The sequence below is a fragment of the Alloalcanivorax venustensis ISO4 genome, from assembly GCF_015356855.1.
Classification (GTDB): Bacteria; Pseudomonadota; Gammaproteobacteria; order Pseudomonadales; family Alcanivoracaceae; genus Alloalcanivorax; species Alloalcanivorax venustensis.
On sequence record NZ_ARXR01000003.1, the window covers coordinates 135,681 to 159,427 of the forward strand.

General features: G+C 61.3%; 26 protein-coding genes and 1 CRISPR repeat array (1 of these 27 only partly in view). Of the genes, 17 read left to right on the forward strand and 9 right to left on the reverse strand.

What is annotated here, in order from left to right; genetic code table 11:
- A CRISPR array of direct repeats spans nt 1-627; the repeat unit is 29 nt; unit sequence CTGTTCCCCGCACAGGCGGGGATAAACCG (it extends 2,596 nt beyond the left edge of the window).
- A gap of 703 nt (nt 628-1,330) precedes the next feature.
- Nucleotides 1,331-2,293: a helix-turn-helix transcriptional regulator gene (locus tag ISO4_RS02840; RefSeq protein ID WP_194855071.1), complete on the forward strand. Its 963-nt coding sequence runs from the start codon at nt 1,331-1,333 to the stop codon at nt 2,291-2,293.
- A 22-nt stretch (nt 2,294-2,315) separates the two neighbouring features.
- On the opposite strand, the gene ISO4_RS02845 is transcribed toward ISO4_RS02840, so the two are convergent.
- Together ISO4_RS02845 and ISO4_RS02850 are read right to left on the reverse strand one after the other, a co-directional pair.
- Complete coding sequence (locus ISO4_RS02845) at nt 2,316-2,744, reverse strand: type II toxin-antitoxin system VapC family toxin (protein WP_194855072.1); 429 nt, start codon at nt 2,742-2,744, stop codon at nt 2,316-2,318.
- Complete coding sequence (locus tag ISO4_RS02850; RefSeq protein ID WP_194855073.1) at nt 2,741-3,034, reverse strand: type II toxin-antitoxin system Phd/YefM family antitoxin; 294 nt, start codon at nt 3,032-3,034, stop codon at nt 2,741-2,743. The genes ISO4_RS02845 and ISO4_RS02850 overlap by 4 nt, the downstream gene beginning before the upstream one ends.
- Before the next feature lie 129 nt (nt 3,035-3,163).
- Between ISO4_RS02850 and cas3 the strand changes: the two genes are divergently transcribed.
- From cas3 to cas2e, 8 genes are all read left to right on the forward strand, one after another.
- Entirely contained in the window at nt 3,164-5,890 is a 2,727-nt protein-coding gene (gene cas3, locus ISO4_RS02855) for a CRISPR-associated helicase Cas3' (RefSeq protein ID WP_228547874.1), read from the forward strand.
- 464 nt (nt 5,891-6,354) lie between these two features.
- Nucleotides 6,355-7,995: a type I-E CRISPR-associated protein Cse1/CasA gene (casA, locus tag ISO4_RS02860; RefSeq protein WP_194855075.1), complete on the forward strand. Its 1,641-nt coding sequence runs from the start codon at nt 6,355-6,357 to the stop codon at nt 7,993-7,995.
- Complete coding sequence (gene casB, locus ISO4_RS02865) at nt 7,992-8,594, forward strand: type I-E CRISPR-associated protein Cse2/CasB (RefSeq protein WP_194855076.1); 603 nt, start codon at nt 7,992-7,994, stop codon at nt 8,592-8,594. Before casA ends, casB begins: the two co-directional genes overlap by 4 nt.
- A 27-nt stretch (nt 8,595-8,621) precedes the next feature.
- On the forward strand, nt 8,622-9,659 hold the full coding sequence (gene cas7e / locus ISO4_RS02870; RefSeq protein ID WP_194855077.1) for a type I-E CRISPR-associated protein Cas7/Cse4/CasC: 1,038 nt from the start codon (nt 8,622-8,624) through the stop codon (nt 9,657-9,659).
- Nucleotides 9,660-9,668: 9 nt separating this feature from the next.
- Nucleotides 9,669-10,391, forward strand: a complete 723-nt coding sequence (gene cas5e / locus ISO4_RS02875) for a type I-E CRISPR-associated protein Cas5/CasD (protein WP_194855078.1) — start codon at nt 9,669-9,671, stop codon at nt 10,389-10,391.
- Entirely contained in the window at nt 10,391-11,086 is a 696-nt protein-coding gene (cas6e, locus tag ISO4_RS02880; protein ID WP_194855079.1) for a type I-E CRISPR-associated protein Cas6/Cse3/CasE, read from the forward strand. The genes cas5e and cas6e overlap by 1 nt, the downstream gene beginning before the upstream one ends.
- A gap of 36 nt (nt 11,087-11,122) precedes the next feature.
- A complete protein-coding gene (cas1e, locus tag ISO4_RS02885) occupies nt 11,123-12,010 on the forward strand; it encodes a type I-E CRISPR-associated endonuclease Cas1e (RefSeq protein ID WP_267254075.1) in 888 nt (295 codons plus the stop codon).
- 2 nt (nt 12,011-12,012) lie between these two features.
- The gene (gene cas2e / locus ISO4_RS02890) at nt 12,013-12,300 is read left to right on the forward strand and encodes a type I-E CRISPR-associated endoribonuclease Cas2e (RefSeq protein WP_194855081.1); all 288 of its coding nucleotides are present in this window, start codon (nt 12,013-12,015) and stop codon (nt 12,298-12,300) included.
- A 531-nt stretch (nt 12,301-12,831) separates the two neighbouring features.
- Here cas2e and ISO4_RS02895 read toward each other — a convergent pair.
- Nucleotides 12,832-13,107, reverse strand: a complete 276-nt coding sequence (locus ISO4_RS02895; protein WP_194855082.1) for a SymE family type I addiction module toxin — start codon at nt 13,105-13,107, stop codon at nt 12,832-12,834.
- A 278-nt stretch (nt 13,108-13,385) separates the two neighbouring features.
- Here ISO4_RS02895 and ISO4_RS02900 point away from each other — a divergent pair, with 278 nt between their 5' ends.
- Nucleotides 13,386-13,634, forward strand: a complete 249-nt coding sequence (locus tag ISO4_RS02900; RefSeq protein ID WP_194855083.1) for a hypothetical protein — start codon at nt 13,386-13,388, stop codon at nt 13,632-13,634.
- Here ISO4_RS02900 and ISO4_RS02905 read toward each other — a convergent pair.
- From ISO4_RS02905 to ISO4_RS02915, 3 genes are all read right to left on the reverse strand, one after another.
- Nucleotides 13,618-14,367 (reverse strand): SGNH/GDSL hydrolase family protein, encoded by a 750-nt coding sequence (locus tag ISO4_RS02905; protein WP_194855084.1) that lies wholly within the window; start codon nt 14,365-14,367, stop codon nt 13,618-13,620. The two genes, ISO4_RS02900 and ISO4_RS02905, sit on opposite strands and share 17 nt — an antisense overlap.
- Before the next feature lie 13 nt (nt 14,368-14,380).
- On the reverse strand, nt 14,381-16,003 hold the full coding sequence (locus ISO4_RS02910) for a phytoene desaturase family protein (protein WP_194855085.1): 1,623 nt from the start codon (nt 16,001-16,003) through the stop codon (nt 14,381-14,383).
- Nucleotides 16,004-16,232: 229 nt separating this feature from the next.
- Nucleotides 16,233-17,270 (reverse strand): aldo/keto reductase, encoded by a 1,038-nt coding sequence (locus ISO4_RS02915; RefSeq protein WP_194855086.1) that lies wholly within the window; start codon nt 17,268-17,270, stop codon nt 16,233-16,235.
- 212 nt (nt 17,271-17,482) lie between these two features.
- Here ISO4_RS02915 and rplM point away from each other — a divergent pair, with 212 nt between their 5' ends.
- The 7 genes from rplM (at nt 17,483) to ISO4_RS02950 (ending at nt 22,215) form a co-directional block, all read left to right on the forward strand.
- A complete protein-coding gene (gene rplM, locus ISO4_RS02920) occupies nt 17,483-17,911 on the forward strand; it encodes a 50S ribosomal protein L13 (protein WP_067607125.1) in 429 nt (142 codons plus the stop codon).
- 11 nt (nt 17,912-17,922) lie between these two features.
- Nucleotides 17,923-18,318, forward strand: coding sequence for a 30S ribosomal protein S9 (gene rpsI, locus ISO4_RS02925; protein ID WP_067607123.1), 396 nt, complete (start codon nt 17,923-17,925; stop codon nt 18,316-18,318).
- Nucleotides 18,319-18,542: 224 nt separating this feature from the next.
- A complete protein-coding gene (gene petA / locus ISO4_RS02930) occupies nt 18,543-19,130 on the forward strand; it encodes a ubiquinol-cytochrome c reductase iron-sulfur subunit (protein ID WP_142948027.1) in 588 nt (195 codons plus the stop codon).
- Nucleotides 19,127-20,410 carry a cytochrome b gene (locus ISO4_RS02935; protein ID WP_228547875.1) on the forward strand — a complete coding sequence of 428 codons (1,284 nt, stop codon included), beginning with the start codon at nt 19,127-19,129 and terminating at the stop codon, nt 20,408-20,410. Before petA ends, ISO4_RS02935 begins: the two co-directional genes overlap by 4 nt.
- Complete coding sequence (locus tag ISO4_RS02940) at nt 20,410-21,069, forward strand: cytochrome c1 (protein WP_194855087.1); 660 nt, start codon at nt 20,410-20,412, stop codon at nt 21,067-21,069. The genes ISO4_RS02935 and ISO4_RS02940 overlap by 1 nt, the downstream gene beginning before the upstream one ends.
- Nucleotides 21,070-21,174: 105 nt before the next feature.
- Complete coding sequence (locus ISO4_RS02945) at nt 21,175-21,810, forward strand: glutathione S-transferase N-terminal domain-containing protein (protein WP_194855088.1); 636 nt, start codon at nt 21,175-21,177, stop codon at nt 21,808-21,810.
- Between the two features lie 15 nt (nt 21,811-21,825).
- A complete protein-coding gene (locus tag ISO4_RS02950; protein WP_194855089.1) occupies nt 21,826-22,215 on the forward strand; it encodes a ClpXP protease specificity-enhancing factor in 390 nt (129 codons plus the stop codon).
- Here the strand turns inward: ISO4_RS02950 and ISO4_RS02955 are convergent, their stop codons facing one another.
- From ISO4_RS02955 to ISO4_RS02965, 3 genes are read right to left on the reverse strand one after another with little or no spacing between them, the layout of a single operon-like run.
- Nucleotides 22,216-22,788 (reverse strand): BON domain-containing protein, encoded by a 573-nt coding sequence (locus ISO4_RS02955; RefSeq protein WP_142948031.1) that lies wholly within the window; start codon nt 22,786-22,788, stop codon nt 22,216-22,218. It abuts the gene before it with no gap.
- Nucleotides 22,788-23,375: a phosphoheptose isomerase gene (locus ISO4_RS02960; protein ID WP_067607112.1), complete on the reverse strand. Its 588-nt coding sequence runs from the start codon at nt 23,373-23,375 to the stop codon at nt 22,788-22,790. The genes ISO4_RS02955 and ISO4_RS02960 overlap by 1 nt, the downstream gene beginning before the upstream one ends.
- Nucleotides 23,375-23,746, reverse strand: coding sequence for a YraN family protein (locus ISO4_RS02965; protein ID WP_067610774.1), 372 nt, complete (start codon nt 23,744-23,746; stop codon nt 23,375-23,377). The genes ISO4_RS02960 and ISO4_RS02965 overlap by 1 nt, the downstream gene beginning before the upstream one ends.
- Nucleotide 23,747: the final 1 nt, after the last annotated feature.

Sequence of the window (23,747 nt, forward strand, 5' to 3'; positions counted from 1 at the left end):
CAGGCGGGGATAAACCGCAGGCTCTTCATGCCGGCCCAGAGACACCCCGCTGTTCCCCGCACAGGCGGGGATAAACCGCTCAGCGCCTGGTGTGGGGTCATCTGCTGCTCCTGTTCCCCGCACAGGCGGGGATAAACCGGGAACTCGCCGCGCTGCCGGCGATAGATCGCTCTGTTCCCCGCACAGGCGGGGATAAGCCGCGGATTCTCCACCAGCAGCTCATCGCGCAGATCTGTTCCCCGCACGGGCGGGGATAAACCGGGAACTCGCCGCGCTGCCGGCGATAGATCGCTCTGTTCCCCGCACAGGCGGGGATAAACCGTGGCCCAACTGAGGTTTCTACAGGTGGTGTTGCTGTTCCCCGCACAGGCGGGGATAAACCGCGGATTCTCCACCAGCAGCTCATCGCGCAGATCTGTTCCCCGCACGGGCGGGGATAAACCGAGGTTGGGGTTGTTGGTGAGGCCGGCGCTGGTCTGTTCCCTGCACCTGCGGGGATGAACCGAACATCCGGCGGATAAACGCCCGGTCGCGGGTCTGTTCCCCACATCTGCGGGGATAAACCGGACTACAAGCCCTCGCACAACTCCTGAGAGGACTGTTCCCTGCACCTGCGGGGATAAACCGTCGATGCCGTCAGTGAGCGGCCGCAGGCGGATCTGTTCCCCGCACTTGCGGGGTAGTAAGGGCGAGCCGTGGCGATATAGCAGACCTTTCGTAGCCCGGTTCGCACCTTTACACTGACGCGCGGCCATAGAGCCGGTACATCAATAAACGAAAGGAGGATGCAATGAGGGGGATGTTGCTTGCCCTGGCGTCGTGCGCTGTTTTGGCTGGTTGTAGCACTGCTGGACCCTATGTCACGAACATTTCCAGCGATGGGGATAATGGCGTTAACGTCGAAAAGTGCGCCGTGAAGTTCAATTCCTTCACCGGTACGGTGTCGACCGCTGAATGCACGTCACAGCACATTAGATTGCGCCGGTAGATCGGATTATCAGCGCCACCTGGCCCGTCTCTTCGGCGGGCTTTTGGTTTCTTGGGAGAGCAGAAAAAGACTCAGGCTGAGTCGGTGGCCGAGAAAGATCGGAGGGATTACGCTGCTGGTTCTTGCTGGCCCAGCGCTCGAAAGAGACCCCACGGGCCGGCTCCCGTGGGCAGCGTGCGCACCTGGTGGCCCTAATGCCGGGGGCGGCACATGCGCAAGCCGCCGCTATTATATGAAATTCGCCCCGCTGATCCAGGAATAGATCAGTCCGCAGGGGAGTTGTGACATAAGTCACAAAGAGCTAGAGTCAAACCACTAATAAAAAACGCATAAGGATTTGCCGTGACCCGCCTTGAACGCTTTTATCGCATTCACGGCATGTTGCGTCACGCTCGGCGTCCCGTACCCATGCGGCGTTTTACCGAAGAATTGGGGATAACTCGTAATACCGTCACCCAGGATTTTCAGTATCTACGGGACTTCTTCGGTGCGCCCATCGTCTACGATCGTGAACGCAACGGCCACCACTACGACCCGGAAGCCCCGGAATTCGAGCTGCCCGGTTTCTGGATGAACGCCACCGAGCTATACGCGCTGCTGGCCTGCGAGCAGCTACTCGAATCCGTGCAACCTGGTTTGATGGGCCACCGGCTCACGCCCTTGCGCCAGCGGGTTCGTCGTTTGCTGGGTGATGCGGGCGATCACGCCGAGCGTTTGAGCGACAAAGTGCGGCTGCAAGCCGTACAGCAGCGTGCGGTAGCCAACCACATCTTTATTTCCGCTGCCGATGCCACCCTGGCCAGCAAGCGTCTCATCATTCGTTATATGCCACGCAGCCGTGACCACCACGGTGAGCGGACCGTGCATCCCCAGCGGTTGCTGCATTACCGGCATAACTGGTATCTGCTTGCCGATTGCGAGCAGGCGTGTGATTTACGGCTGTTTTCCTTGGACCGGATTGTCGCGTTTGAGGTCTCGGATGAGCCTGCCCGTGAGGTTTCCGTGGACCGATTGGATCAGTTCATGGACGACAGTTTCGGGCTGTTTTCCGGTGAGCCTGCTGCCGAGGCACACCTGCGCTTTTCGCCTCGGGCGGCGCGCTGGGTGGCCGATGAATGCTGGCATCCGGATCAGGCAGGCGAGTGGCGGGATGACGGTTACCACCTGCGAATACCGTATTCCGACCCGACCGAGCTGACTATGGAGGTGCTCCGTTACGGTCCGGATGTGGAGGTGTTGGGCCCGAAGGCGTTACGAGAGGGGGTGCGTGATCGCTTAGATCGCGCTTTGAACGTATATAAGTAGGGGCGATGGCTATGAAATGGGGCTACAACGAGGACAGGCCCAGCTCTTGGGCCGCCGCGAGAAGCTTTTTATCAAAAGCGGCGAAGATCATGGGTTTGCGTATCGGTTTAATGCTTCTTACCCGGTCCGCACCGGCCAAGTGAACACTGTCGTACCCACGCAGCCCGTGGCGGGCGGCCAGTTCTCCGGCGCGGCGGACCATGGGTATGTCGATATTGACGGTGCGCACCGTGATCCAGTCCCGCTCAAATTGCTCTTGATACTGGATCAGTTCCGCGTCGGTGATGCGCTGCATCCTGTGGGCTCTGGCCAGAGCCGCCCGCATTTCGACGTAGGTGATCAGATGCGTACAGATTACGCCCGCCTTATCGATCGCCTCCCGAGTCCGGTCGCCGCCATCTTCGTCGAGGTACAGCTTCAAGAACGCGGACGTGTCCAGATACACAATCATTCGCGTACCCAATCAATCAGGTCGTCACTGCTAGGGGTGCCGGGCCGGGCCGGCGCGGGGTGCCGAACACCGTGCGGTTTCTCGCCGGGCGTCGTGGCGGGGTTCACCCAGGTTTGCGACTCAAGCCGCTCAATGAACGCTTGGTCTGACTCGTCGCCGGCTTCTTGGGTATCACCTGACAGGCGCGCGATAACGCGGCCACGGGAGGTAACCCGGATGTCCTCGCCTGCCTGTACTCGGCGCAAGTATTCGGACAGATGGTTTTTAAGGTCGCGTACCGAGACATCCATTGACAGAGCCCTCTTGTGGCCACATTTGCGATATTGTAGCCACAATACTGGCAGGATATCCAGTGATGCCGTTTGGTGGGCAGAGGGAGTGCTACGTTGCTGTCGACCAACGGACATTGAGGCGTGAACTTGGACTGGAAAGATGCACCGTGCTTCTTCCGTTACTGGGGGAAGGCGAAGCCGAGCGGAGACCAGAACGGTGAGAATCCTTGTCACCTGCTGCCATTCCACAGTCTGGATGTGGCGGCGGTGGGTTATCACTTACTGGCGCCGCATACGGCTCGCTGCCAAGAACTGGCCTCAGCGATGTCGCTGGAGCCGGAACAACTACGGTCCCTGTTTGTATTCAGCCTGGCTCTGCATGACTTGGGTAAATTTGCTCGGGCGTTTCAGTCCCTGGCCGACCCGGACTTGCCGGAACTGGTTAAGCCAGATGCCTCCCTGGCTTACGGTACGGCGGAATGGCCCCATCACAGTGAAGCGGGCGCCGTGTTCCTAAAAGCCTTCTTGAAAGACGAACTCAAGCGAGAGGGGCTGCGAGCCTGGGGATGGAGTGAGTCGGGCAGTGATGCCAAAAGCTTTCTACGTGTCTTGTTGGGCATGGCATTCGGGCACCACGGCAAGCCGGTGGACGCCGGAAACAATAGGACACCGTCGCCGGGGTTTTCCGAAGACCATCAGGCCGCGTGGGAATATACATGCGAAGTCGCGAGCTGGCTTCGTCCGCAGTGGCCTGAGCAGCTTGTACAGGATAGGAATTGGCTCAAGCAGTTCAGAAGGCTGACCTGGCATCTGGCGGGTTTCGCGGTGTTGGCGGACTGGCTGGGGTCTGATCAGTCCGTATTCCCCTATCAGGCCACGCCGCAGGCGCTGGGTGATTACTGGCAGGGCAGCGCGCTGCCCAGGGCTGAGCTGGCGCTGGCAGCACTGGGTTTTGGCGCGCCGCTTGCCCCGTCTTCCTTTCCGGGAGTACGACGTTTCTTTGGTTTTGAGCCGACGCCGTTGCAGCAGTGGGCGCAGGATCTGCCCTGGCGGCCCGGCCCGCAATTGTTTGTTCTGGAAGACGTTACCGGCGCCGGGAAGACCGAAGCCGCCATGACATTGGTGCATCGTCTTCTGGAGCACGGCCAGGCGCGGGGTGTGTATTTCGGTTTGCCCACCATGGCCACCTCCAACGCCATGTATGGGCGCGTGGCTGATATCTACCGTCGCTGGTTCGACGAACAACAGGTGCCCAATCTGGTACTCGCCCATGGGGCGCGTCACCTGAACACTGATTTCGCTCACTCGGTGGTGTCCGAGCAGGCGCGGGATCATGCCTATGGCGACGGCGAGCAAACGGCATCCGCTGCCTGTAATCAATGGTTCGCCGATTCGCGCAAGAAGGCTTTGTTGGCGGATGTCGGCGTGGGCACCGTGGATCAGGCCCTGATGGCGGTGTTGCCATTCAAGCACCAGACCCTGCGTTTGATTGGTCTGGCCAACAAGGTGCTGGTGGTGGATGAAGTCCACGCCTGTGACGACTACATGGCCGGATTACTGGAAGCCGTCCTGCAGGCCCACGCCCAACAGGGCGGCAGCGCCATTTTGCTTACCGCTACCTTGCCCCACTCCATGAAGCGCAACCTGGTTGCGGCTTACCAAAAAGGCCGGGGCCTGGCTGCGGAGGTCGTGGAAGAACAGCCATCTTTCCCGCTGGCCACCCGGGTTACCGATCAGAGCCTGGAACAGACGCCTCTCGCCACCCGTGACAGCGTGATTCGCCGGGTGGCGGTGGAAATGTTCAGCAAACCGGAGGCGGTGATCGAGCATCTGCTGGATACGGCAGAGAGCGGCCAGTGCGGTTGCTGGATACGCAACACCGTGGACGATGCCATCTGGGCGTACCAGGCTCTCCGCGAACGGGCGCCGGACCCGGACAAAGTCGTGCTTTTTCACAGTCGCTTTGTCATGGCGGACCGCCAGACCATAGAACAAGCGGCACTGGAACGGTTCGGCAAGACGTCCACTGCCGAAACCCGCGCCGGCTGGATTCTGATTAGCACCCAGGTGGTGGAGCAATCCCTGGACCTGGACTTCGATCAGATGATCAGCGACCTGGCGCCCATGGACTTGCTGATTCAGCGCGCCGGGCGTCTGCACCGACATCGCCGGGATGGCAGCGGCAATCCCGTGGATACCGACGATCAGCGCCCATCGCCGGTGCTGCATCTGTTCACGCCGCCGTATGAAAGCCGGCCGGCCTCTGACTGGCTTTCCGCCCATTTGCCGGGGACCGGTGCCGTATACCGCGACCACGGCCAGCTCTGGCTAACCCTGCGGACCCTGCTCGATGAGGGCGGCATTGATATGCCCGGTCGCGCCCGTCACTTGATCGAATCCGTGTTCGGTGAAGACGCTGAGTCCTGGATTCCCGAAGGGTTGCAACAACGCCATCTGGATCAGGAAGGCGAGCGCAGCAGCCGCCGAGCCATGGCGGGCTTCAACCGTTTGAAAATGGACCAGGGCTACATCACCCAGGCTAGCCATGGCTGGATGGATGACCTGCATCTCGACATCGGTACCCGTCTGAACGAGGAGCCCAGCATCACCGTCACCTTGGTACGTCAAGATGAGGATGGTGCCTTGAAGCCCTGGGTCGACGCGGGGCCGTTCTCCTGGGAGCGAAGCCAACTGCAAGCCCGCGAATCCCTCGCAAGACGTCTGCCCGAATGGCCGCAGCCGCTAGCGGCTCAGCGCGATGCGCTGGTGGAACGCTTTCCAGGCTTGAAGTTCAGCCAGTTGTGGTTGGCTGATGCCGGGGTTGGGGAAATCGCTTACAGCGCCGTCCTTGGCTTGCATAAGAAACCCCGCTAGCGCGGGGAACGTAAGTGACTGTTTTTACTGGCAACAGCAAAAACAGGTTCATCCCCAAGTGCTTGAGGAAGAGATCGCAAGTTTAGCATGCAAAGGAGGGGGTTTGAATTTCAACAGCTAAAACCTTTAATATTTCCTTGCTCCATAAAAACGCGCTGGGAACAGGTGTGTTACCGCAGCGCGCGTTGGTAGCACCGGAAGGGTAGTTCTTAAGCGCTTTTCTGGCAATGCCTGTCGCGGTTGGAGCGAAACTCTGTTTCTAAGGAGGTGAGGGACATGGCCAGTAAAAAGCCACAAGTGATTTTCAGGCGATATATCACCCGAAAGGGTGAAGTGTTGGATGCCCGTGATTATGGGTACAAAGCATGGCCCATCCGCATAGGTGGTAAAGCCAAGTCCGGCAGGAAGCCCCGGAAGTAACAAAGGTGCCCAGGGATGGGCACTATTTCAAAAAGGAGTCGCACATGAATTTGCTAACCAGTCCATGGCTGCCATTCAAGCGCCGCGACGGTAGCCAGGAATTTCTTCCTGTCACCGCCATGGTGGACCCTGACATTGTCGATTTGGCTTTGCCGCGCGCGGATTTTCAGGGCGCGGCCTACCAATTTCTGGTTGGCCTGCTGCAAACGGCGATGGCACCGGAGGACAAGAGCGAGTGGGTGGCGTGGTATCAAACGCCGCCCTCCGCGAAGGCCTGCCTTGAAATGCTGGAAAAGTGGGCGCCAGCATTTGTGCTGGACAGTGATAGCCCGGCGTTCATGCAAGATCGTGATGCATTAGCGGAAGAGAAAGCGACGGATATTGCCGCCTTGCTTATTGACTCCCCGGGCGCCTCTACCGTCAAGAATAACACCGATCATTTCGTTAAAGCGGGCCGGGTAGAGCATCTGTGCCTGGACTGCGCCGCTATAGCATTGTTCACCTTGCAAATTAATGCTCCGTCCGGCGGCAAAGGTCACAGGACCGGGTTGCGAGGCGGTGGCCCCCTCACCACTCTGGTGATGCCCGCCGACTCAACCCGCTCTCTCTGGCATCGGCTTTGGCTCAACGTTCTGGATACAGAGGACTGGGCTTACGAAAGGCCCAACCCTTCCGACGCCAAGGTTTTTCCCTGGCTTGGGGAAACCAAGATCAGTGACAAGGGCCAGGGTACTTATCCGGACGACGTTCACGCTTTGCACTCGTATTGGGCCATGCCTCGGCGTATGCGACTGAATATTGAGTCGGCGAGCTGTGAGTGTGATCTGTGTGGGCGGCATAGCGAATACTCTGTCTCGTCGCTGCGCACGAAGAACTATGGTTTTAACTATGATGGCCCCTGGACCCACCCTCTGACGCCCTATCGGTTTGACCCCAAGAAGCCGGAACAATTGCCCTATTCGCGCAAAGCGCAGACGGATGGGCTGGGCTACCGGCACTGGGAAGCGCTGACCATGGAGGACAAGAAGGAGAAAGGCTTTCTGCCTGCGCGGGTGGTACTCGACTATGCGCTCAAGTGTGACACAGCGGATGACATGGATGTCGCGTTGCCGGTGGTCGCCGGCCTGTGGGCGTTCGGCTATGACATGGACAACATGAAAGCTCGATGTTGGTACGGCGCGCATATGCCGCTTCTGGCGCTGGAGGAGGATGCCCGTGCTCTGGCGCAGCTCTGGCTGCGACAGATGATTGAGCTGACGGACAGTAGCGCTCGGTTGTTGCAAGCCCAGGTCAAGGAGGCCTGGTTCAGCCGGCCCAAGGATGCCAAGGGGGATGTGAGCTACATCGGTGCATCCCTATGGCAAGTCACCGAGCAAGCGTTTTATCAGCGCGTGATGGAATTGGGGGAGTTGTTGAGAAGTGATACGCCCCCGCAACGTTTTCCCGCCGAAATGGCGGCAAGTTGGTATCGCACCGTGACTCGTCAAGCGGCCTCTCTGTTCGATGAGTTGGCCCTTAGTGGTCCACCGGAACAGCTTGATATGAAACGCATCACCAAGGCGCGTAATGGCTTCCGGAAGAAACTCCATACCGGTAGGGAGGCGAAAGATCTCCGTAAGATTGGGCGCCTGGATGAAAAAGGTCAGCCTAAAGCGTCCAGGGAAAGACAAGGGGAAAGCGCATGAGCAGGAAATTCTATTACCTGAGAGACGACCAGGTTCGGAAAGTGGTCGCTACGTGGTGGGCACGTCTACATGGGATCGACAATAAGTCAGCTGCTCCACAACAGGCTAATCAGCGCGGTGCGCGCGCTGAATTACGTCGCAGCAAAAGTTTGGATGCGGTGCTTCTAACCGAGGGATTTCGGAACCTGTGGCAGGCGCTGCTCGAAACGGGACAGTGCCGGGAGCGGGACATGCTTGCCTGGGCCTGCGTTGCGGCGGCACTGGCGGAAGTACGCCAACAGCCAATGAACGAGAGCGCCACGTTTGCTCAATGCCTCGGCGCGCAAAAGGAACGAACCGGCAGACCCTACATGAGCGAACTACGCTTCGCTCAGCTGCAAAAAAGCCGTAGCGGCGATGACTTTCTGATGCGTGTGCGTCGTGCCCTGGCGTTGATCAACAAGACCGCCCCGGTGCTGTCCCTGTCGGACAATATTATGCATTGGTTTTACGAGCAAAGGGACCACCAGAACGCCCCGCCTACGGATCGCCTGGCGGTGCGCTGGGCAACAGACTATTTCACGGCGGTAAGCGCCTACGAAAAACAAACCCACAGTTGAGAAAGAGAAACACAAAGGACTGAAATCATGAGCACTTTTATTCAACTCCACCTTCTCACCTCTTATCCGCCGGCCAATTTGAACCGCGATGATTTGGGCAGGCCGAAGACTGCCTTCATGGGCGGTGCCGAACGCCTGAGGGTCTCCTCACAATCGCTCAAGCGCCATTGGCGAACCTCGGATTTGTTTCAGGAAGCGCTGGCGGGCAACCTCGGCACCCGTACTAAGCGCCTGGGTTTGGAAGTCATGCAGCGCCTGCTGGATGGCGGTGTCGCTGAAGGCAAAGCAAAAGATTGGGCGGGGAAAATTGCCGATGTGTTCGGCAAGCTGGAAAAAGACAGCGTGGAGCTGTCACAACTGGCTCATATCAGCCCGGAAGAGCGTCAGGCCGTGGATACGCTCACGGATGCCCTGATCGAAGAAAAGCGGGCCCCGAAAGATGAAGAACTGAATTTACTTAGAAAGAACCCCTCTGCGGCGGATATCGGCCTGTTTGGCCGGATGTTGGCGGATGATCCGGCGTTTAACGTGGAGGCCGCCTGCCAAGTCGCCCATGCCATTACCGTGCATCCGGTGGTGATCGAGGACGACTACTTCACCGCCGTAGATGACCTCAATAGCGGCGATGAAGACCGGGGCGCGGCTCACATCGGCGAAACCGGCTTTGCCGCCGGCCTGTTTTACAGCTATGTGTGCATCAACCGTGATCAACTGATCGATAACCTTCGTGGTGATGTCGAGCTGGCAGATAAGGCTATCGCCGCTCTAGCGGAAGCGGCTATTAAGGTATCACCCACCGGTAAGCAGAACAGCTTTGGATCGCGTGCTTATGCGTCCTATGTGATGGCGGAGAAGGGCACGCAACAGCCGCGCTCACTCTCTGTGGCGTTTCTTAAGCCGGTGCAGGGGAAGGATCAGGCGGCGGAGGCCATTGCCGGCCTGGAAGAGCAGGCGCGACGCTTTGATCAGGTGTATGGCGACTGTGCCGATAAGCGATACAGTCTCAACGCCCATGCCGGTGAAGGCAGCTTCCAAGAGTTGATGGCATTTCTCAAAAACGACTAGGAGGGGCCCATGGAAGCGTTGATTTTCCAACTTTATGGCCCTCTGGCCAGTTGGGGGGCGCCGGCGGTGGGTGAGACTCGCCCGAGCTCCGATCATCCGGGCCGTGCCGCTTTGCTGGGCCTGCTGGCGTCGGCCCTGGGTATTCGCCGGGACGACGGACCGGGTCAGCAGGCGCTGGCCTCGTCAGTGCGGTTTGCTGTGAAGCAACACAGTGCCGGTCGCCTGATGCGTGATTACCACACCGTGCAGGTGCCCGGTAGAGACAAGAAGGCCCGCTACTTCACCCGTAAGGACGAATTGGCCGTGCCGAAGGACAAGCTCAACACGGTGCTTTCCAGCCGTGAATACCGCCAGGACGGACTGTGGCAAGTGGCGGTGCTGCTTAATGCACAAAGCGATTGGAGCCTGGACGAACTGGGAGGCGCTTTGCGCTCCCCGGTATTCATGCCTTATCTAGGCCGCAAAGCCTGCCCACTGGCAGCGCCCCTGGCCCCGCAAAAAGTCCAGGCGAATGGCCTTCGTGAAGCCTTTGCGGCGGTGCCGCCACGCATCTGCGACCAGCAGGGCCGCTGGCTCCATCTCCAAAACAGTGTGGATTTTTACTGGGAAGGCGATGCCGGTGACATTGCCGTGCAGGACACTCGGCAACCGACGGATGAAGTGATCAGCCGTGAGCGCTGGCAATTCGGCAGCCGCCAGGAGCATCACGCTCGGATCAGGGAGGAAAGCTGATGTACTTGTCCCGAGTCAGAGTGGCTACCCAGGGGCTGGATCGCCACGCCCTGGTGAAGCTTTTGTCCGGTGATGCCTATGCCAACCACCAATTACTATGGCGCCTGTTTCCGGAAGCCGAGTCACGCCCGTTTTTGTTCCGGCAGGAGATGGAGAACGAGCAGCTCGATGCAGGGGTGCGACCTCGAGGCTTGCCTCTCTTCTACGTCATGTCGTCGCTCAAGCCGGACCCGCTGCCAGGGCTTTTACAGTGCGAACCCAAACGCTTCGACCCTCGCTTGGCGGTGGGAGATCGGCTCCTGTTTCGGCTGCGTGCCAATCCCACGGTCACTCGTAAGCAGGCTGAGGGATCCAGAGGGCGTCGCCATGATGTACTCATGGACGCCAAGTGGCGATGCCGAAACGAGAGCGGTGTGGACCCCTGGAGCATTCGCCGTGCCATGGACGAAAGTGCGGAGCAATGGCTTCGGGCCCGCAGCACGGACTGGGGGTTTGAGCTGACCACGTCCCCTCAGCTTGGCGGCTACCGCCAGCACCAGTTACGGCGCAAAAAGCGTGAGATCCGCTTCTCCTCGGTGGATTACGAAGGTGTGATGACGGTGACCGATCCGGACCGGTTGCGGGATGCGCTGTTTCACGGCGTTGGCCGAAGCCGTGCCTTTGGTTGTGGCTTGTTCATGGTAAAGCGCGGCTAGCCAACGATGCCCTTCATACCCTTGAAGCCGATACCAATGAAGGAGCGGGTCTCCATGATGTTTGTGTCTTACGGCCGTATTGACGTGAAAGACGGCGCCTTCGTCGTGGTGGATGACGTCAATGGTGAGCGCATGCATATTCCCGTGGGTTCGGTGGCCTGCATCATGCTGGAACCGGGAACACGGGTGTCTCATGCGGCAGTAAAGCTGGCTGCCGTCACTGGGACGCTGCTGATCTGGGTTGGCGAGGCTGGCGTGCGCTTATACGCCAGCGGTCAGCCGGGCGGGGCTCGCTCCGATAAACTGCTCTACCAGGCTAACTTGGCACTGGATCCGGATTTACGGCTGAAGGTCGTCCGTAAAATGTTCGAGCTACGCTTCGGCGAGCCGGCCCCGGAGCGGCGTAGTGTGGATCAGCTACGGGGTATCGAAGGCGCACGGGTTCGCAAGACTTATCAGATGATGGCAAAGCAATATGGCGTACCCTGGCAAGGCCGACGTTACGACCCTAAGGAATGGGATAAATCAGACGTGGCGAATCAATGCCTGAGCGCCGCCACAGCCTGCCTGTATGGTGTTACCGAGGCGGCTGTTTTAGCCGCGGGCTATGCACCGGCGGTTGGATTCGTGCACTCGGGGAAGCCACTCTCCTTCGTCTACGATATCGCCGACCTATTCAAGTTCGATACCGTGGTCCCGGCTGCTTTTCGCATCGCCGCTACCCGGCCCGCCACTCCGGATCGCGCTGTGCGTGTTGCTTGTCGGGATATTTTCCGACAGACCAAGCTGCTCAGACGCATCATCCCCGCCATTGAAGACGTACTGGCCGCCGGCGGCACCGAGCCTCCTCCGCCACCGGAGGATAGCCAACCACCCGCCATCCCTGAGCCTAAGTCGATGGCCGACAGCGGTCACCGGAGCTAGGCATGAGCATGCTAGTGGTCGTTACAGAGAATGTGCCGCCGCGCCTGCGCGGCCGGCTGGCGGTCTGGCTGCTGGAGATTCGCGCCGGTGTCTATGTCGGCGATGTCAGTAAACGGGTTCGCGAGATGATCTGGGAGCAAGCACAGGCGTTGGTCGACGACGGCAACGTCGCGCTTTGCTGGGCGACCAACACGGAATCCGGGTTCGACTTCCAAACCTGCGGCGAGAACCGCCGCGTTCCTATCGATCACGACGGCCTGCGCTTAGTGTCTTTCTTGCCTGCTGAGTAGGCCTCCTTCCGCAGTTTTCGCTCCTTTAAAATATGGTCATTTATTGATCTAAGTGATTGGTGGATTTTCCTACCTGTATTTTCTTTAGTAAAAACAACCATCTACACTTGGGTGTTCCCCGCACCTGCGGGGATAAACCGCAGTTCACGAAGCCTCCCGAGATCGGGGAGTAGTGTTCCCCGCACCTGCGGGGATAAACCGTGCTCGCGGAACATGGCCAGCCAGGTAGATTCGTGTTCCCCGCACCTGCGGGGATAAACCGCCATAGCTGCTCCAGCTGAGCAGAACGATCAAGTGTTCCCCGCACCTGCGGGGATAAATCGGTTCGGGAAGGATGCGTGGATATGCTGGCCTGTGTTCCTCACTGCCGTGGGGATATAGCTGCTCCAGTGCTGTGCGCAAGGGCTTTTGGCAACGTGGCCCGCACCGTTGTGGGGACATGTGTGCTCTGGAAAGCGAGTGGACTTAAGGAAACGGTTGGGAGGTCGCCCGGGCGTCGACTAGCGATGCCCGGGCAGAAGGCATCCTCTCTCAATTCACCACAGCGGTAAGCACGATCCGGCCCTCACTCACCTCCACGTCCAGCAACGTGTCCGCGCCGAAGCCCGCTTCGCTCAGCCATTGCCCTCTCAAGAGCACGCGGGGTACCGCCGGGGGTGCCGGCTGGAAGCCTTGATAGGGTTTGAGGGGCACGCTGTCGCGGCTGCGGTGTACCTTCAGGGTGCGCCAATAGGGAAATGCCCGGGCCGGTTTTTCGGCGGGGCTTTCGGTGGCGCGATACTCTGGCATAACATTGCGCTCAGCCATAATAGACTCCTCACTAGTCTGTTGTGGTTAGCTGCTTTCGGGTGGGCCAACACCCGGAGGCAGCGCTTATCAATAAATCGCACCTCCCATCCAACATCAGAACACTGTCCGTATCAACAGTATTCTCGATAACCCGTTCCTTGCCGAACCCGCACATCCGCTTTACGCCGCCTGCCACGCTCTGCGACTCTTGGGGTTCCCCTGAAGCGGCGATCTTCGCCGTGAAAATGGGGACGGATAACCATGAATAGCAGCAGCGCAAGGAAGGGAGCCCAGGGATGAAACTGAAATGTTGCAGCGGCTGCCGGTACGGCGATGCCAGGGCGAGACGCACGCCCTACGGACCCGGAATCTGGTGCGCGCACCCGGACAACCAGGACGGTGTGCCGCAGGGTGTGCTGGACGCGGAATCGGCGAGCGTGGTGTGCGCCTTTGGCGAGGCGCCTTCCGGGAGCGACGGGGAAGAGCCCGCCCGCGAACCGGTGGTGAAAGTGCGCCGGCGTGTGCCGGTTACGGTGACCTCGTGATGTCCGCTCCGGCGCCGCTGACCGTCGTCGGGCGCAGCTGCCCGGCGACCTGGTCGGCGATGTAGGCGTAGCCTTTCTCCGAGGGGTGGTAGCCGTCTTCGGCCAGGCAGGCGGGGTCGGCGATCGCCGGGTAGGCCAGGTGGTGCACGCCGTGGAGCTGCGCCGCCAGGGTTTGCTGGGTGCGATCAAGCTGGGCCGCGCGCTGGCCCAGCAGGTCGCGCAGCGGCCGGGGCAGGGCGGTGAAGTGCTGCATCGGTGGCACCGCGAGCAGATACACCGGCAGGTCGGGCCGGTGCCGTCTCAGGGTGCCGATCAGGTCGGTGAGGTGCTGGCGGTAGCGGCTCGGGCGGGTGACGCCGGTGGTGTCGTTGACGCCCAGGCTGATAACGGCCAGGTCCGCCTCCGCCGGCGGCCGGTCGCCCAGATGCCGGTTGAGGCCCAGGGCGCGGATGCCGTTCACACCGATCACTTGCCAGGTAACCGTGTTCTGATGGCGGGCCGCCAGGGCACGGGCCAGATGCGCGCCCAGGCCCTGGCGGTGCTCGGCCACGCCGACGCCGGCGGCGGTGGATTCGCCCACCACCAGCAGCCGTAGCGGCGGGCCGTCGCCGCTGCCTTCGCGGCCCCGGTCGGCGCCGCCGGCCTCCGGCAGGCGTGGGGTGTCCCGGCGGGCGCGCCGCGCCTGAACGAACAGCAGCGGCGCCAGCAGCAGGCACATCAACCAGAAGCGCATGGTGTCCCCGGCCTCACACCAGCATGCGTTTGGCCAGCGGCAGCCCGCGCCGGCCGCTGATCGCCAGGGTGGTCATCAGGCCGCCGACCAGGGCGCCGCCCACCCCGCAGGTGAGAATGTCCTGGCCGGTGAGATAGAGGCCGGGCACCTTGGTTTTCGGGCGCAGCCAGTCCTGCTCGAAGCGTTCCGGATCGTGGTCCAGGCCGTAGATTTCGCCCTCCGGGTAGCGGCAGAAGTGGGCCGTGGAGAGCGGCGTGGACAGTTCGTAATAGTCCAGGTGATCGCGCAGGTGGGGGTGCTTCTCGAACAGCTTTTCCAGCAGCCGCTGGGAAAAGTCCTCTTTTTTCGCTTCGTAGTCATCGCCGCGTTTGCCCCAGGGGGCGTCGGCCCAGCGCTGGTACCACTCGAACGGCGCGGCGGCGACGATCTCAATGGTGGCGCGGCCCGGGTAGCGGCGGGTGAAGTCCGGGTCCTTGGCGCTGGGGAAGGAGATATAGGTGAGCGGAATATCGTGGTGGTCCGGGTCGGCCAGGGCGCGGTCGAGCTGGCCTTCGTAGTCGTTGTCCGGGTAGATCCAGTAGTTGGTTTTCGGCAGCCCCAGGTTCTCGGCGGTGTCGTTGAGGCCGATGTACAGGCAGGCGCTGGCCATGGCGCGCCGCACCTGCCCGAGCTGCTTCCGGTAGGCCGCGTGCTGCGGGGTGGTGTCCGGCAGCAGCTCGGTGAAGGTGTTGAACACGCCGGCGTCGCTGATCACCGTGGCCGCCCGCTCTTCATGGCCATCGGCCAGGCGCACGCCGACGGCGCGGCCGTTTTCGATCAGGATGTTGGTGACATCGGCGTAGGTGAACACCTCGCCGCCGCCTTGCTGGATCACCGGAATCACGTTGCGGGCGATTTCCGAGGCGCCGCCCACCGGGTAGTAGCCGCCGTACAGATAGTGGCGGGCGATCAGCGCGTGAATCAGGAAGCTGGAGCGGGCCGGGGGCAGGCCGTTGTCGCCCCACTGCCCGGTGAGCACGGCGATCAGCTCCGGGTCGTCGGTGAGCTCGGCGAGCACCTCGCGGGTGGGGCGGTTGTAGTGGCCCAGGGCGCCGCGGTTCAGCGCCAGCCGCGCCACACGGGTAAGCGGCGCGGGCAGCAGCTTGCTGGCGGTGAACGGTTTGATGGCGCCGGCGGCTTTGTTCAGTGCCTTCATATAGGCGTCGATGGCGCCGTGCTGGTCCGGAAACGCCTTTTTCAGCTCGGCGCGAAAGGCGTCCGGGCCGGCGACCAGATCGTAGTGGCGGTCACCGAGGAAAATGCGGTCGTAGCAGGCGTCCATGGGCGCCCACTGCAGCTTGCCGTCGGTGATGTGGTCGAACAGCCGGCGGCTGAGGGTGTGGCGGGCGCCCATGTCGCCGATGTAGTGGACGCCCACGTCCCACTCGTAGCCGTTGCGTTCGTAGCTGTGGGTGAAGCCGCCGGCGGTGTAGTGCTGCTCGAACACGGCCACCTTCTTGCCCAGCTTGCTGAGGCAGGCGGCGGCGCACAGGCCGCCGATGCCGGAACCGATCACCAGGACGTCATAGGGGCCGTCCAGGCGGTTGGCGCGGTAGCGGCGGCCGACGCGGATGGAACTGGGCTGCGGACTGGGCATGGTGGGGGCGCTCCCTTGAAGTGTACAGCGTACACATTCACCCAATCCAGCCGCCCGGTCAAGAGCGAGGTTTGTAGGAGCGGGCCCGGCCCGCGAAAGGGAGCGAAGCTCCCGGCAGGATCCCAGAGACCTTGGAAAGCGGGACTTCAGCAGGCCTCTGGTATCCCGCCGGCAAGCAGAGCTTGCCTTTCGCGGGCAAGGCCCGCTCGCACAAGCTCTCACCCACCGATCAGGGCGCCGGGTAGGGGAAGCGGGTGTGGATGGCTTCCAGCTCCTTTTCCAGGTCCTTGTCCCAGGGCAGGTCGACGCTGTCCAGGTTTTCGCGCAGCTGGTTGAGGTTGGTGGCACCGATGATGTTGCTGGTCACGAACGGGCGCGTGGTGACGAACTGCAGCGCCAGGTGCGTGGGGCTGACGCCGCGCGCCTCGGCCAGACGGCAGTAGGCTTCGGTAGCTTCAGTGGCCTGGTCGTTGGTGTAGCGGGCGAAGTGCTTGAACAGGGTCAGGCGGGCGTTGGCGGGCCACTGGCCGCCCCGGTACTTGCCGGTGAGCATGCCGAACGCCAGCGGTGAATAGGCCAGCAAGCCCACGTTCTCGCGGTGCGCCACTTCCGCCAGGCCCACTTCGAAGCTGCGGTTGAGCAGGGAGTAGGGGTTCTGGATCGATACCGGCGGCGCCAGGCCGATCTTCTCCGCCTCGCGGATAAAGGCCATGGTGCCCCAGGCGGTTTCGTTGGACAGGCCCCAGTGGCGGATCTTGCCGCTGTCCACCAGCTTTTTCAGGGCGGCCACGGTCTCGGCGATGGGCACCACGTCCTGGTCTTCACGGTGTTTGTAGCCCAGACGGCCGAAATAGTTGGTGGTGCGCTCCGGCCAGTGCAGTTGGTAGACGTCGATAACGTCGGTCTGCAGCCGCTTGAGGCTGGTTTCCACGGCGCGCTCCAGGTGGTCCTGGTTGAGGCGCGGGCCGCCGCGGATGTGTTTCACGTAGTCGCCGGGCCCGGCGGCCTTGGTGGCCAGCACCACCTTGTCGCGGTTGCCGGTCCTGGCGAACCACTGGCCGATGATCTCCTCGGTGCGCCCGGAGGTCTCGGCGCTGGCGGGTACCGCGTACATCTCGGCGGTATCAAAGAAGTTGATGCCCCGGTCCAGGGCCAGATCCATCTGCGCGAAGCCTTCCTCGGCGCTGTTTTGGTTGCCCCAGGTCATGGTGCCCAGGCAGAGGCTGCTCACCTTCAGGTCGGTGTTGCCCAGCGGACGGTATTCCATGCTCTCCCTCCTATAATAGGTTTGCTTCGGCAAAACGGTGACTATACCCGATTGTGGGAGCGGGCCCAGCCCGCGAAAGGGCGTCTTTACGCTTGTCTTTGCCGGGGGCGTTCAGTACAATTCGCACCCTCTTGCCCGGCGGGCTCTCGCCGGAGGGTTGGTATTACCCGTAACGTTATGAATTCAGGGCACAATTTTTAGGGAAGACTCCCATGAAGACCTACAGCGCCAAACCGGAAAGCGTAAAGCGCGACTGGTATGTGGTAGACGCCTCCGGCAAAACGCTGGGCCGGCTGGCCTCAGAAGTCGCCACCCGGCTGCGTGGCAAGCACAAACCGGAATACACCCCGCACGTTGATACCGGCGATTACATCGTTGTGATCAACGCGGAAAAGGTGGCGGTCACTGGCAAGAAAGCCACCGATAAGATGTACTACCGCCACACCGGATACCCGGGCGGCATCAAGGAAGCCAACTTCGAGACGCTGATCAATTCCAAGCCTCAGTTGGTGATCGAGAAAGCCGTTAAAGGCATGATGCCGCGTAACCCCCTGGGTCGCGACATGTTGCGCAAACTCAAAGTCTACGCCGGCACCGAGCATCCGCACACTGCTCAGCAGCCGCAGCAGCTGGAAATTTAAGAGGTCAGTCGATGGCAACTGCAAACGCCGACTACGGAACAGGTCGCCGCAAAACGGCCGCCGCACGTGTTTTTCTTCGCCCGGGCAGCGGTAACATCACCGTGAATGGTCGTCCGCTTGACGTTTATTTCGGTCGCGACACCAACCGCATGGTGGTGCGTCAGCCCCTCGAGCTGGCCGACGCGCTGGACCGGTTCGACGTCTACGTGACCGTCAGCGGCGGTGGCAACAACGGCCAGGCCGGTGCCATCCGTCACGGTATCACCCGTGCGCTGATGGAGTACGACGGCGAGCTGCGCGGTTCCCTGCGCCGCGCCGGGTACGTCACCCGTGACGCCCGCGCCGTGGAACGTAAGAAGGTGGGTCTGCACAAGGCGCGTAAGCGTCCGCAGTTCTCCAAGCGCTAAGACGGCCGTCCAGAGCCGTTTTACGCCCGAAAAAAGCCCGGCTTTGCTGGGCTTTTTTTGTGTGCAAATCAGGGGTTTAGCGGTTTGCCCGTGGGGAATAACCGGTTGTCAGATGTGGGCTTTTTCATTAACATTTGCGCCGCCTTACTCCGCCCGGAGCACGAGGACCGACCTCGAGTCTCGGATCACCCCCCGAGCGTGGGATTTAAGGGGAGAACTTCTCAATGAGCAATGACGGCGTAAACACCAGCCGCCGCACCTTTTTGATCGGCCTGACCTCAGCAGTCGGCGCCGCGGGTGCATTAGGCGCGGCGGTTCCTTTTGTTAAATCCTGGCAGCCCAGCGCCAAAGCTGAAAACGCGGGGGCTCCGGTCCAGGTGGATATCAGCAAGCTGGAGATGGGCCAGCGCGTGGTACAGGAATGGCGAGGCCAGCCCGTGTGGGTGATTCGCCGCTCCGAAGAGACGGTCTCGGCGCTCGACGCGCTCAACGACCAGCTCAAGGACCCGCAATCCGAACAAGACCAGCAGCCTGCCTACGCGTCCAGCCTGTGGCGTTCGATCAAAAAAGAATATCTGATTCTGATCGGCATCTGCACGCATCTGGGGTGTTCTCCTCTGTACGAAGAAGAACCCACCGTGGAACTCAAGGAGGGTGGTTTCTTCTGTCCTTGTCACGGTTCCAAGTTCGACCTGGCGGGCCGCGTCTACCAGGGCGTACCGGCGCCGACCAACATGGTGGTGCCGCCCCATTCCTACCTGAGCGAGTCCGTGGTTATCGTCGGCTCTGAAGAAGGGGAGACCAAGGCATGAGAATGGTGAACGGTCTGATCGACTGGGTGGATGCGCGTCTCCCCGTCGTCAACTCTTACAAGAAGCACATGTCGGAGTACTACGCTCCGAAGAACTTCAATTTCTGGTACTACTTTGGCGTGCTGTCCATGGTGGTGCTGGTCAACCAGCTGCTCACCGGCATCTGGCTGACCATGTTCTACTCCCCCAGCCAGGGCTTCGAGTCCGTCGAGTTCATCATGCGCGACGTGCAGTGGGGCTGGCTGATCCGCTACATGCACGCGGTGGGCGCGTCCGCCTTCTTCGCCGTGGTCTACCTGCATATGTTCCGCGGCCTGCTGTACGGCTCCTACAAGCCGCCCCGCGAGCTGGTGTGGATCTTCGGCATGCTGATCTACGTGGCCCTGATGGCGGAAGGCTTCCTCGGCTACGTGCTGCCCTGGGGCAACATGTCCTACTGGGGCGCCCAGGTGATCATCTCCCTGGCCGGCGCGATTCCGTTCGACATCCTGCCGTTCATCGATGCGAAGGACGCCAAGGAGATCGGTGACGCCCTCACCACCTGGGTGCGCGGCGACTACCTGCTCTCCACCGCCACGGTGAACAAGTTCTTCGCCCTGCACGTGGTGGCGATTCCGCTGGTGCTGGTGGCGCTGGTGTTCCTGCACATTCTTGCGCTCCACGAAGTGGGTTCCAACAACCCGGACGGCGTGGAAATCAAGCAGAACAAGGACGAGAACGGCATTCCGCGTGACGGCATCCCGTTCCACCCCTACTACACCGTGAAAGACCTGCCCGGCGTGATCATCTTCCTGATCATCTTCGCCGTGGTGGTGTTCTTCTTCCCCACCGGCGGCGGCTATCTGATCGAGAAGCCCAACTTCGTGCCGGCGGATCCGCTCAAGACCCCGGATCACATCGCACCGGTGTGGTACTACGGTCCCTACTACGCCATGCTGCGGGCCACCACCATCGACTGGTTCGGCATGTCGTCCAAGGCCTGGGGCCTGATCGCCATGGGCGGTGGTATCGTGGTGCTGTTCCTGCTGCCCTGGCTGGACCGTCACCCGGTGAAGTCGATTCGCTACAAAGGCTGGCTCAGCAAGCTCCTGCTGCTCGTGTTCGCCGCCGACTTCGTGATGCTCGGTTATCTCGGCACCCAGCCCGCTTCGGGCCTGGCCAAGACCCTGGCGCAGATCGGCACGGTGTACTACTTCGCCTTCTTCTTTATCGGGCTGCCGCTGGCGCACCGATTCGAGAAAGCCAAGCCGGTTCCTGAACGCGTAACGGGGGGTCACTGATGAGAAAGCTAGTCGCGGTAATGCTTTTCAGCTGCCTGCCGGTGATGTCGTTCGCCGCCGGCGGCGGCAACAATGAATACGTGGTGGACGCACCGGTGAACCTGCAGGACAAGGTGAGCCTGCAGAACGGCGCCAAGTTGTTCGTCAACTACTGCATGGGCTGCCACAGCATGGAGTACCTGCGCTACGGGCGCATGGCGGAAGATCTGGGCATCCCCGATGACCTGGTGTTGGAGAACCTGAACTTCACCAGCGATAAGATCGGTGACCCGATGGAAAACGGCATGGCCGAGGAAGACGGCAAGCAGTGGTTCGGCGTTACCCCGCCGGACCTGACGCTGGCCGCCCGCCACCGCTCCGCCGATTGGGTGTATTCTTACCTGATCAGCTTCTACGAGGACGAGGAACGGCCCTTCGGTTACAACAACCATGTGTTCCCCAACGTGGGCATGCCCCACGTGATGGCCGGAATGCAGCAGGAGTTGAGCGAGGAAGAGTTCAAGTCCAATATGGGCGACATTGCCAACTTCATGACCTACGCGGCCGAGCCGATGGCTCCCACCCGCGAGCGCATCGGCGTGTACGTGCTGGTGTTCCTGGGGATTTTGCTGATTCCGGCATACCTGCTGAAGAAAGAGTACTGGAAAGACGTTCACTAAGCGGGAATTACCGCCCGGAACGCTTTTCAGCGAGCAACAGGGTACCCGCGCGAGCGGCTACCCTGTTTGTGTTATATAGAGACGTAGCGTGGAGATGATTCAACCATGGGTGTGGTGACAAAACGTTCCTCAATGACTTTCTTTTCCTCGCCGAACGATCATTACTGCCATCGCGTGCGGATCGTTCTGGCGGAGAAAGGCGTCACCGTGGATATCGTCGATGTGGACAATGGTGACAAGCCGGAAGATCTGGCCTCACTGAACCCTTACAACGAAGTGCCCACCCTGGTGGACCGGGAACTGACCCTGTATCAATCCACGGTGATCATGGAATACCTGGACGAGCGCTTCCCGCATCCGCCGCTGCTGCCGGTGTACCCGGTGGCCCGGGCGCAGAGCCGCCTGCTGATTCACCGCGTCGAGCGCGACTGGTGCGCCCATGTGGACGCCCTGCTGGCGGGCACCGAAAAGGAAGCGTCACTGACCAAACGCCGCAAGGAACTGCGCGAAGCGATGATCGCCACCGCGCCGATCTTCAGCGAGCTGCCGTTCTTCATGAGCGAAGAATTCACCCTGGTGGACTGCGTGGTGGGTCCGATCCTGTGGCGGTTGCCGGCCCTGGGCATTGAACTGCCGCCCAAGCAGGCCAAGCCGCTGCTGGACTACGCCGAGCGTCTGTTCGACCGCGACGCCTTCCAGGCCAGCCTTTCCGAAGCAGAGCGCGAACTGCGCCAGCTGTAAGCCATGAATGATGACATGACCCCCAATCGCCCGTATCTGATACGGGCGATGCACGAATGGATCTGCGATAACGGCCTGACCACCCATCTGGCGGTGGACGCCCATTTTCCCGGGGCGGAAGTGCCCCAGGAATTCGTGCAGGACGGCCAGATCGTACTCAACATCGCCCCGCGGGCGGTGACCAATTTCGAAGCCAGCAACCAGGAAATCACCTTTTCCGCCCGCTTCGGCGGGGTGCCGCGCACGGTGCGCGTGCCGGTGGAAGCGGTGATGGCCGTGTTCGCCCGCGAAAACGGCCAAGGCATGGCCTTCGAACCCGAGGACCCGCCGCCGCAGCCGTCACCGACCGACCCCAGCGACGACGACAAACCCTCCAAGGGCAGTCACCTCAAAGTCGTGAAGTGATTAATCAATATACTCAATAATCTTAACGATCTTCTGCACACCCCCGACCTCACGGGCCTGCGCCACCACGGCGTCGGCCTCGTCGCGGGTGAGCAGCCCCATCAGATAGACAATACCGCTTACCGTCACCACCTTGGTGCGCATGCCCGGCGCATCGCCGTCCACGAACAGGCGGGTTTTCAGCTTGGTGGTCAGCCAGCCGTCGTTGACCCGGGATAACACCCCGCTGTCGCCGGACAGCTTCAGTTCGTTGTGCACGTGGCGCACGTGACGCACCCGCGCGGCGATGTTTTCCGCCTGCACGCGCAGCTCGTCGCTGGCCACTTCCCCGGCCAGCAGCACATTGCCGTTAAAGCTCACCACCACGATGTGGCTCTGGTCCAGGGCCTCGCTGGCGCGGGCCAGATTGACCTTGATCTTGCGCTCGATATTGCCGTCTTCCACGAACGCGCCGAAGGTGCGCGAGCCGTGGTCCCGGTCGACCGGTTCCTGGGCCATGTTCTTGGTCAGGGCGGCGCAGCCGGACAGGGCGAACAGCATCACAAGCAACGCCGGCAGGGCAGGGTGACGCATCAAGAGCCTCCGAAAAGCTGTTGATCGATAAAGTCGCAAAGCGCATGGATCACCAGCAGATGCACTTCCTGAATGCGCGCGGTGGAAGTGGCCGGGACCCGTACTTCGATATCGCCGGGGCCGTAAAGGTTCACCATTTCGCCGCCTTCCTTGCCAGTCATCGCCACCACCTTCATTTCCCGGTCGTGGGCCGCCTGGATCGCCTGGATCACGTTGGCGGAATTGCCGCTGGTGGAAATCGCCAGCAGCACATCGCCGGGGTTGCCCAGGGCGCGCACCTGCTTGGAAAAGATCTCGTTGTAGCTGTAGTCGTTGGCGATCGAAGTGAGCGTGGAGGAATCCGTGGTCAGCGCCACCGCCGGCAGAGCCGGGCGTTCCATCTCGAAGCGGTTGAGCAGCTCGGAAGAGAAATGCTGCGCGTCACCGGCGGAGCCGCCATTGCCGCAACTGAGAATCTTGCCGCCGTTGAGCAGGCATTCCACCATCACCTGGCCGGCGGCGGCGATCACCTCGGGCAGCACTTCGCCGGCCTTGGCCTTGGTTTCCATGCTTTCGGCGAACAACTGTCTGATGCGGTCCACACTCATTACTGGTCTCCGTAAAATGCGTTTTGCACCCAATGATAACGGACTTCGCCGTCGTCATCCGGTTCCAGGCCCAGCACGTCGAAGCGGCAGGGCCGTTGTGCCTGATAAGGGTAGCGGCCCAGATAGTGCCGCGCCGCCAGAATCAGACGGCGTTGCTTGCGCCCGTCCACCGAGGCAAGGGCGCCGCCGTAGCGGTTGTAGGCACGCCAGCGGACCTCCACGAACACCAGCGTCTCGCCGTCGTCCATGATCAGGTCCACCTCGCCGAGGCGGCATTGATAATTGGCGATCACCGGCACCAGGCCGCGCTGTTCCAGCCAGCGTCGTGCCCGGTGCTCAGCCCGCTGGCCGCGTTCCTTGCGCCAGTACATA

Coding starts and splice junctions, on each gene's coding strand:
- ISO4_RS02845 (WP_194855072.1), bottom strand. CDS start 2,744: ATGATTGTGTATCTGGACACGTCCGCGTTCTTGAAGCTGTACCTCGAC.
- ISO4_RS02850 (WP_194855073.1), bottom strand. CDS start 3,034: ATGGATGTCTCGGTACGCGACCTTAAAAACCATCTGTCCGAATACTTG.
- casA (WP_194855075.1), top strand. CDS start 6,355: ATGAATTTGCTAACCAGTCCATGGCTGCCATTCAAGCGCCGCGACGGT.
- casB (WP_194855076.1), top strand. CDS start 7,992: ATGAGCAGGAAATTCTATTACCTGAGAGACGACCAGGTTCGGAAAGTG.
- cas7e (WP_194855077.1), top strand. CDS start 8,622: ATGAGCACTTTTATTCAACTCCACCTTCTCACCTCTTATCCGCCGGCC.
- cas5e (WP_194855078.1), top strand. CDS start 9,669: ATGGAAGCGTTGATTTTCCAACTTTATGGCCCTCTGGCCAGTTGGGGG.
- cas6e (WP_194855079.1), top strand. CDS start 10,391: ATGTACTTGTCCCGAGTCAGAGTGGCTACCCAGGGGCTGGATCGCCAC.
- cas1e (WP_267254075.1), top strand. CDS start 11,123: ATGAAGGAGCGGGTCTCCATGATGTTTGTGTCTTACGGCCGTATTGAC.
- cas2e (WP_194855081.1), top strand. CDS start 12,013: ATGAGCATGCTAGTGGTCGTTACAGAGAATGTGCCGCCGCGCCTGCGC.
- ISO4_RS02895 (WP_194855082.1), bottom strand. CDS start 13,107: ATGGCTGAGCGCAATGTTATGCCAGAGTATCGCGCCACCGAAAGCCCC.
- ISO4_RS02900 (WP_194855083.1), top strand. CDS start 13,386: ATGAAACTGAAATGTTGCAGCGGCTGCCGGTACGGCGATGCCAGGGCG.
- ISO4_RS02905 (WP_194855084.1), bottom strand. CDS start 14,367: ATGCGCTTCTGGTTGATGTGCCTGCTGCTGGCGCCGCTGCTGTTCGTT.
- ISO4_RS02910 (WP_194855085.1), bottom strand. CDS start 16,003: ATGCCCAGTCCGCAGCCCAGTTCCATCCGCGTCGGCCGCCGCTACCGC.
- ISO4_RS02915 (WP_194855086.1), bottom strand. CDS start 17,270: ATGGAATACCGTCCGCTGGGCAACACCGACCTGAAGGTGAGCAGCCTC.
- rplM (WP_067607125.1), top strand. CDS start 17,483: ATGAAGACCTACAGCGCCAAACCGGAAAGCGTAAAGCGCGACTGGTAT.
- rpsI (WP_067607123.1), top strand. CDS start 17,923: ATGGCAACTGCAAACGCCGACTACGGAACAGGTCGCCGCAAAACGGCC.
- petA (WP_142948027.1), top strand. CDS start 18,543: ATGAGCAATGACGGCGTAAACACCAGCCGCCGCACCTTTTTGATCGGC.
- ISO4_RS02935 (WP_228547875.1), top strand. CDS start 19,127: ATGAGAATGGTGAACGGTCTGATCGACTGGGTGGATGCGCGTCTCCCC.
- ISO4_RS02940 (WP_194855087.1), top strand. CDS start 20,410: ATGAGAAAGCTAGTCGCGGTAATGCTTTTCAGCTGCCTGCCGGTGATG.
- ISO4_RS02945 (WP_194855088.1), top strand. CDS start 21,175: ATGGGTGTGGTGACAAAACGTTCCTCAATGACTTTCTTTTCCTCGCCG.
- ISO4_RS02950 (WP_194855089.1), top strand. CDS start 21,826: ATGACCCCCAATCGCCCGTATCTGATACGGGCGATGCACGAATGGATC.
- ISO4_RS02955 (WP_142948031.1), bottom strand. CDS start 22,788: ATGCGTCACCCTGCCCTGCCGGCGTTGCTTGTGATGCTGTTCGCCCTG.
- ISO4_RS02960 (WP_067607112.1), bottom strand. CDS start 23,375: ATGAGTGTGGACCGCATCAGACAGTTGTTCGCCGAAAGCATGGAAACC.
- ISO4_RS02965 (WP_067610774.1), bottom strand. CDS start 23,746: ATGTACTGGCGCAAGGAACGCGGCCAGCGGGCTGAGCACCGGGCACGA.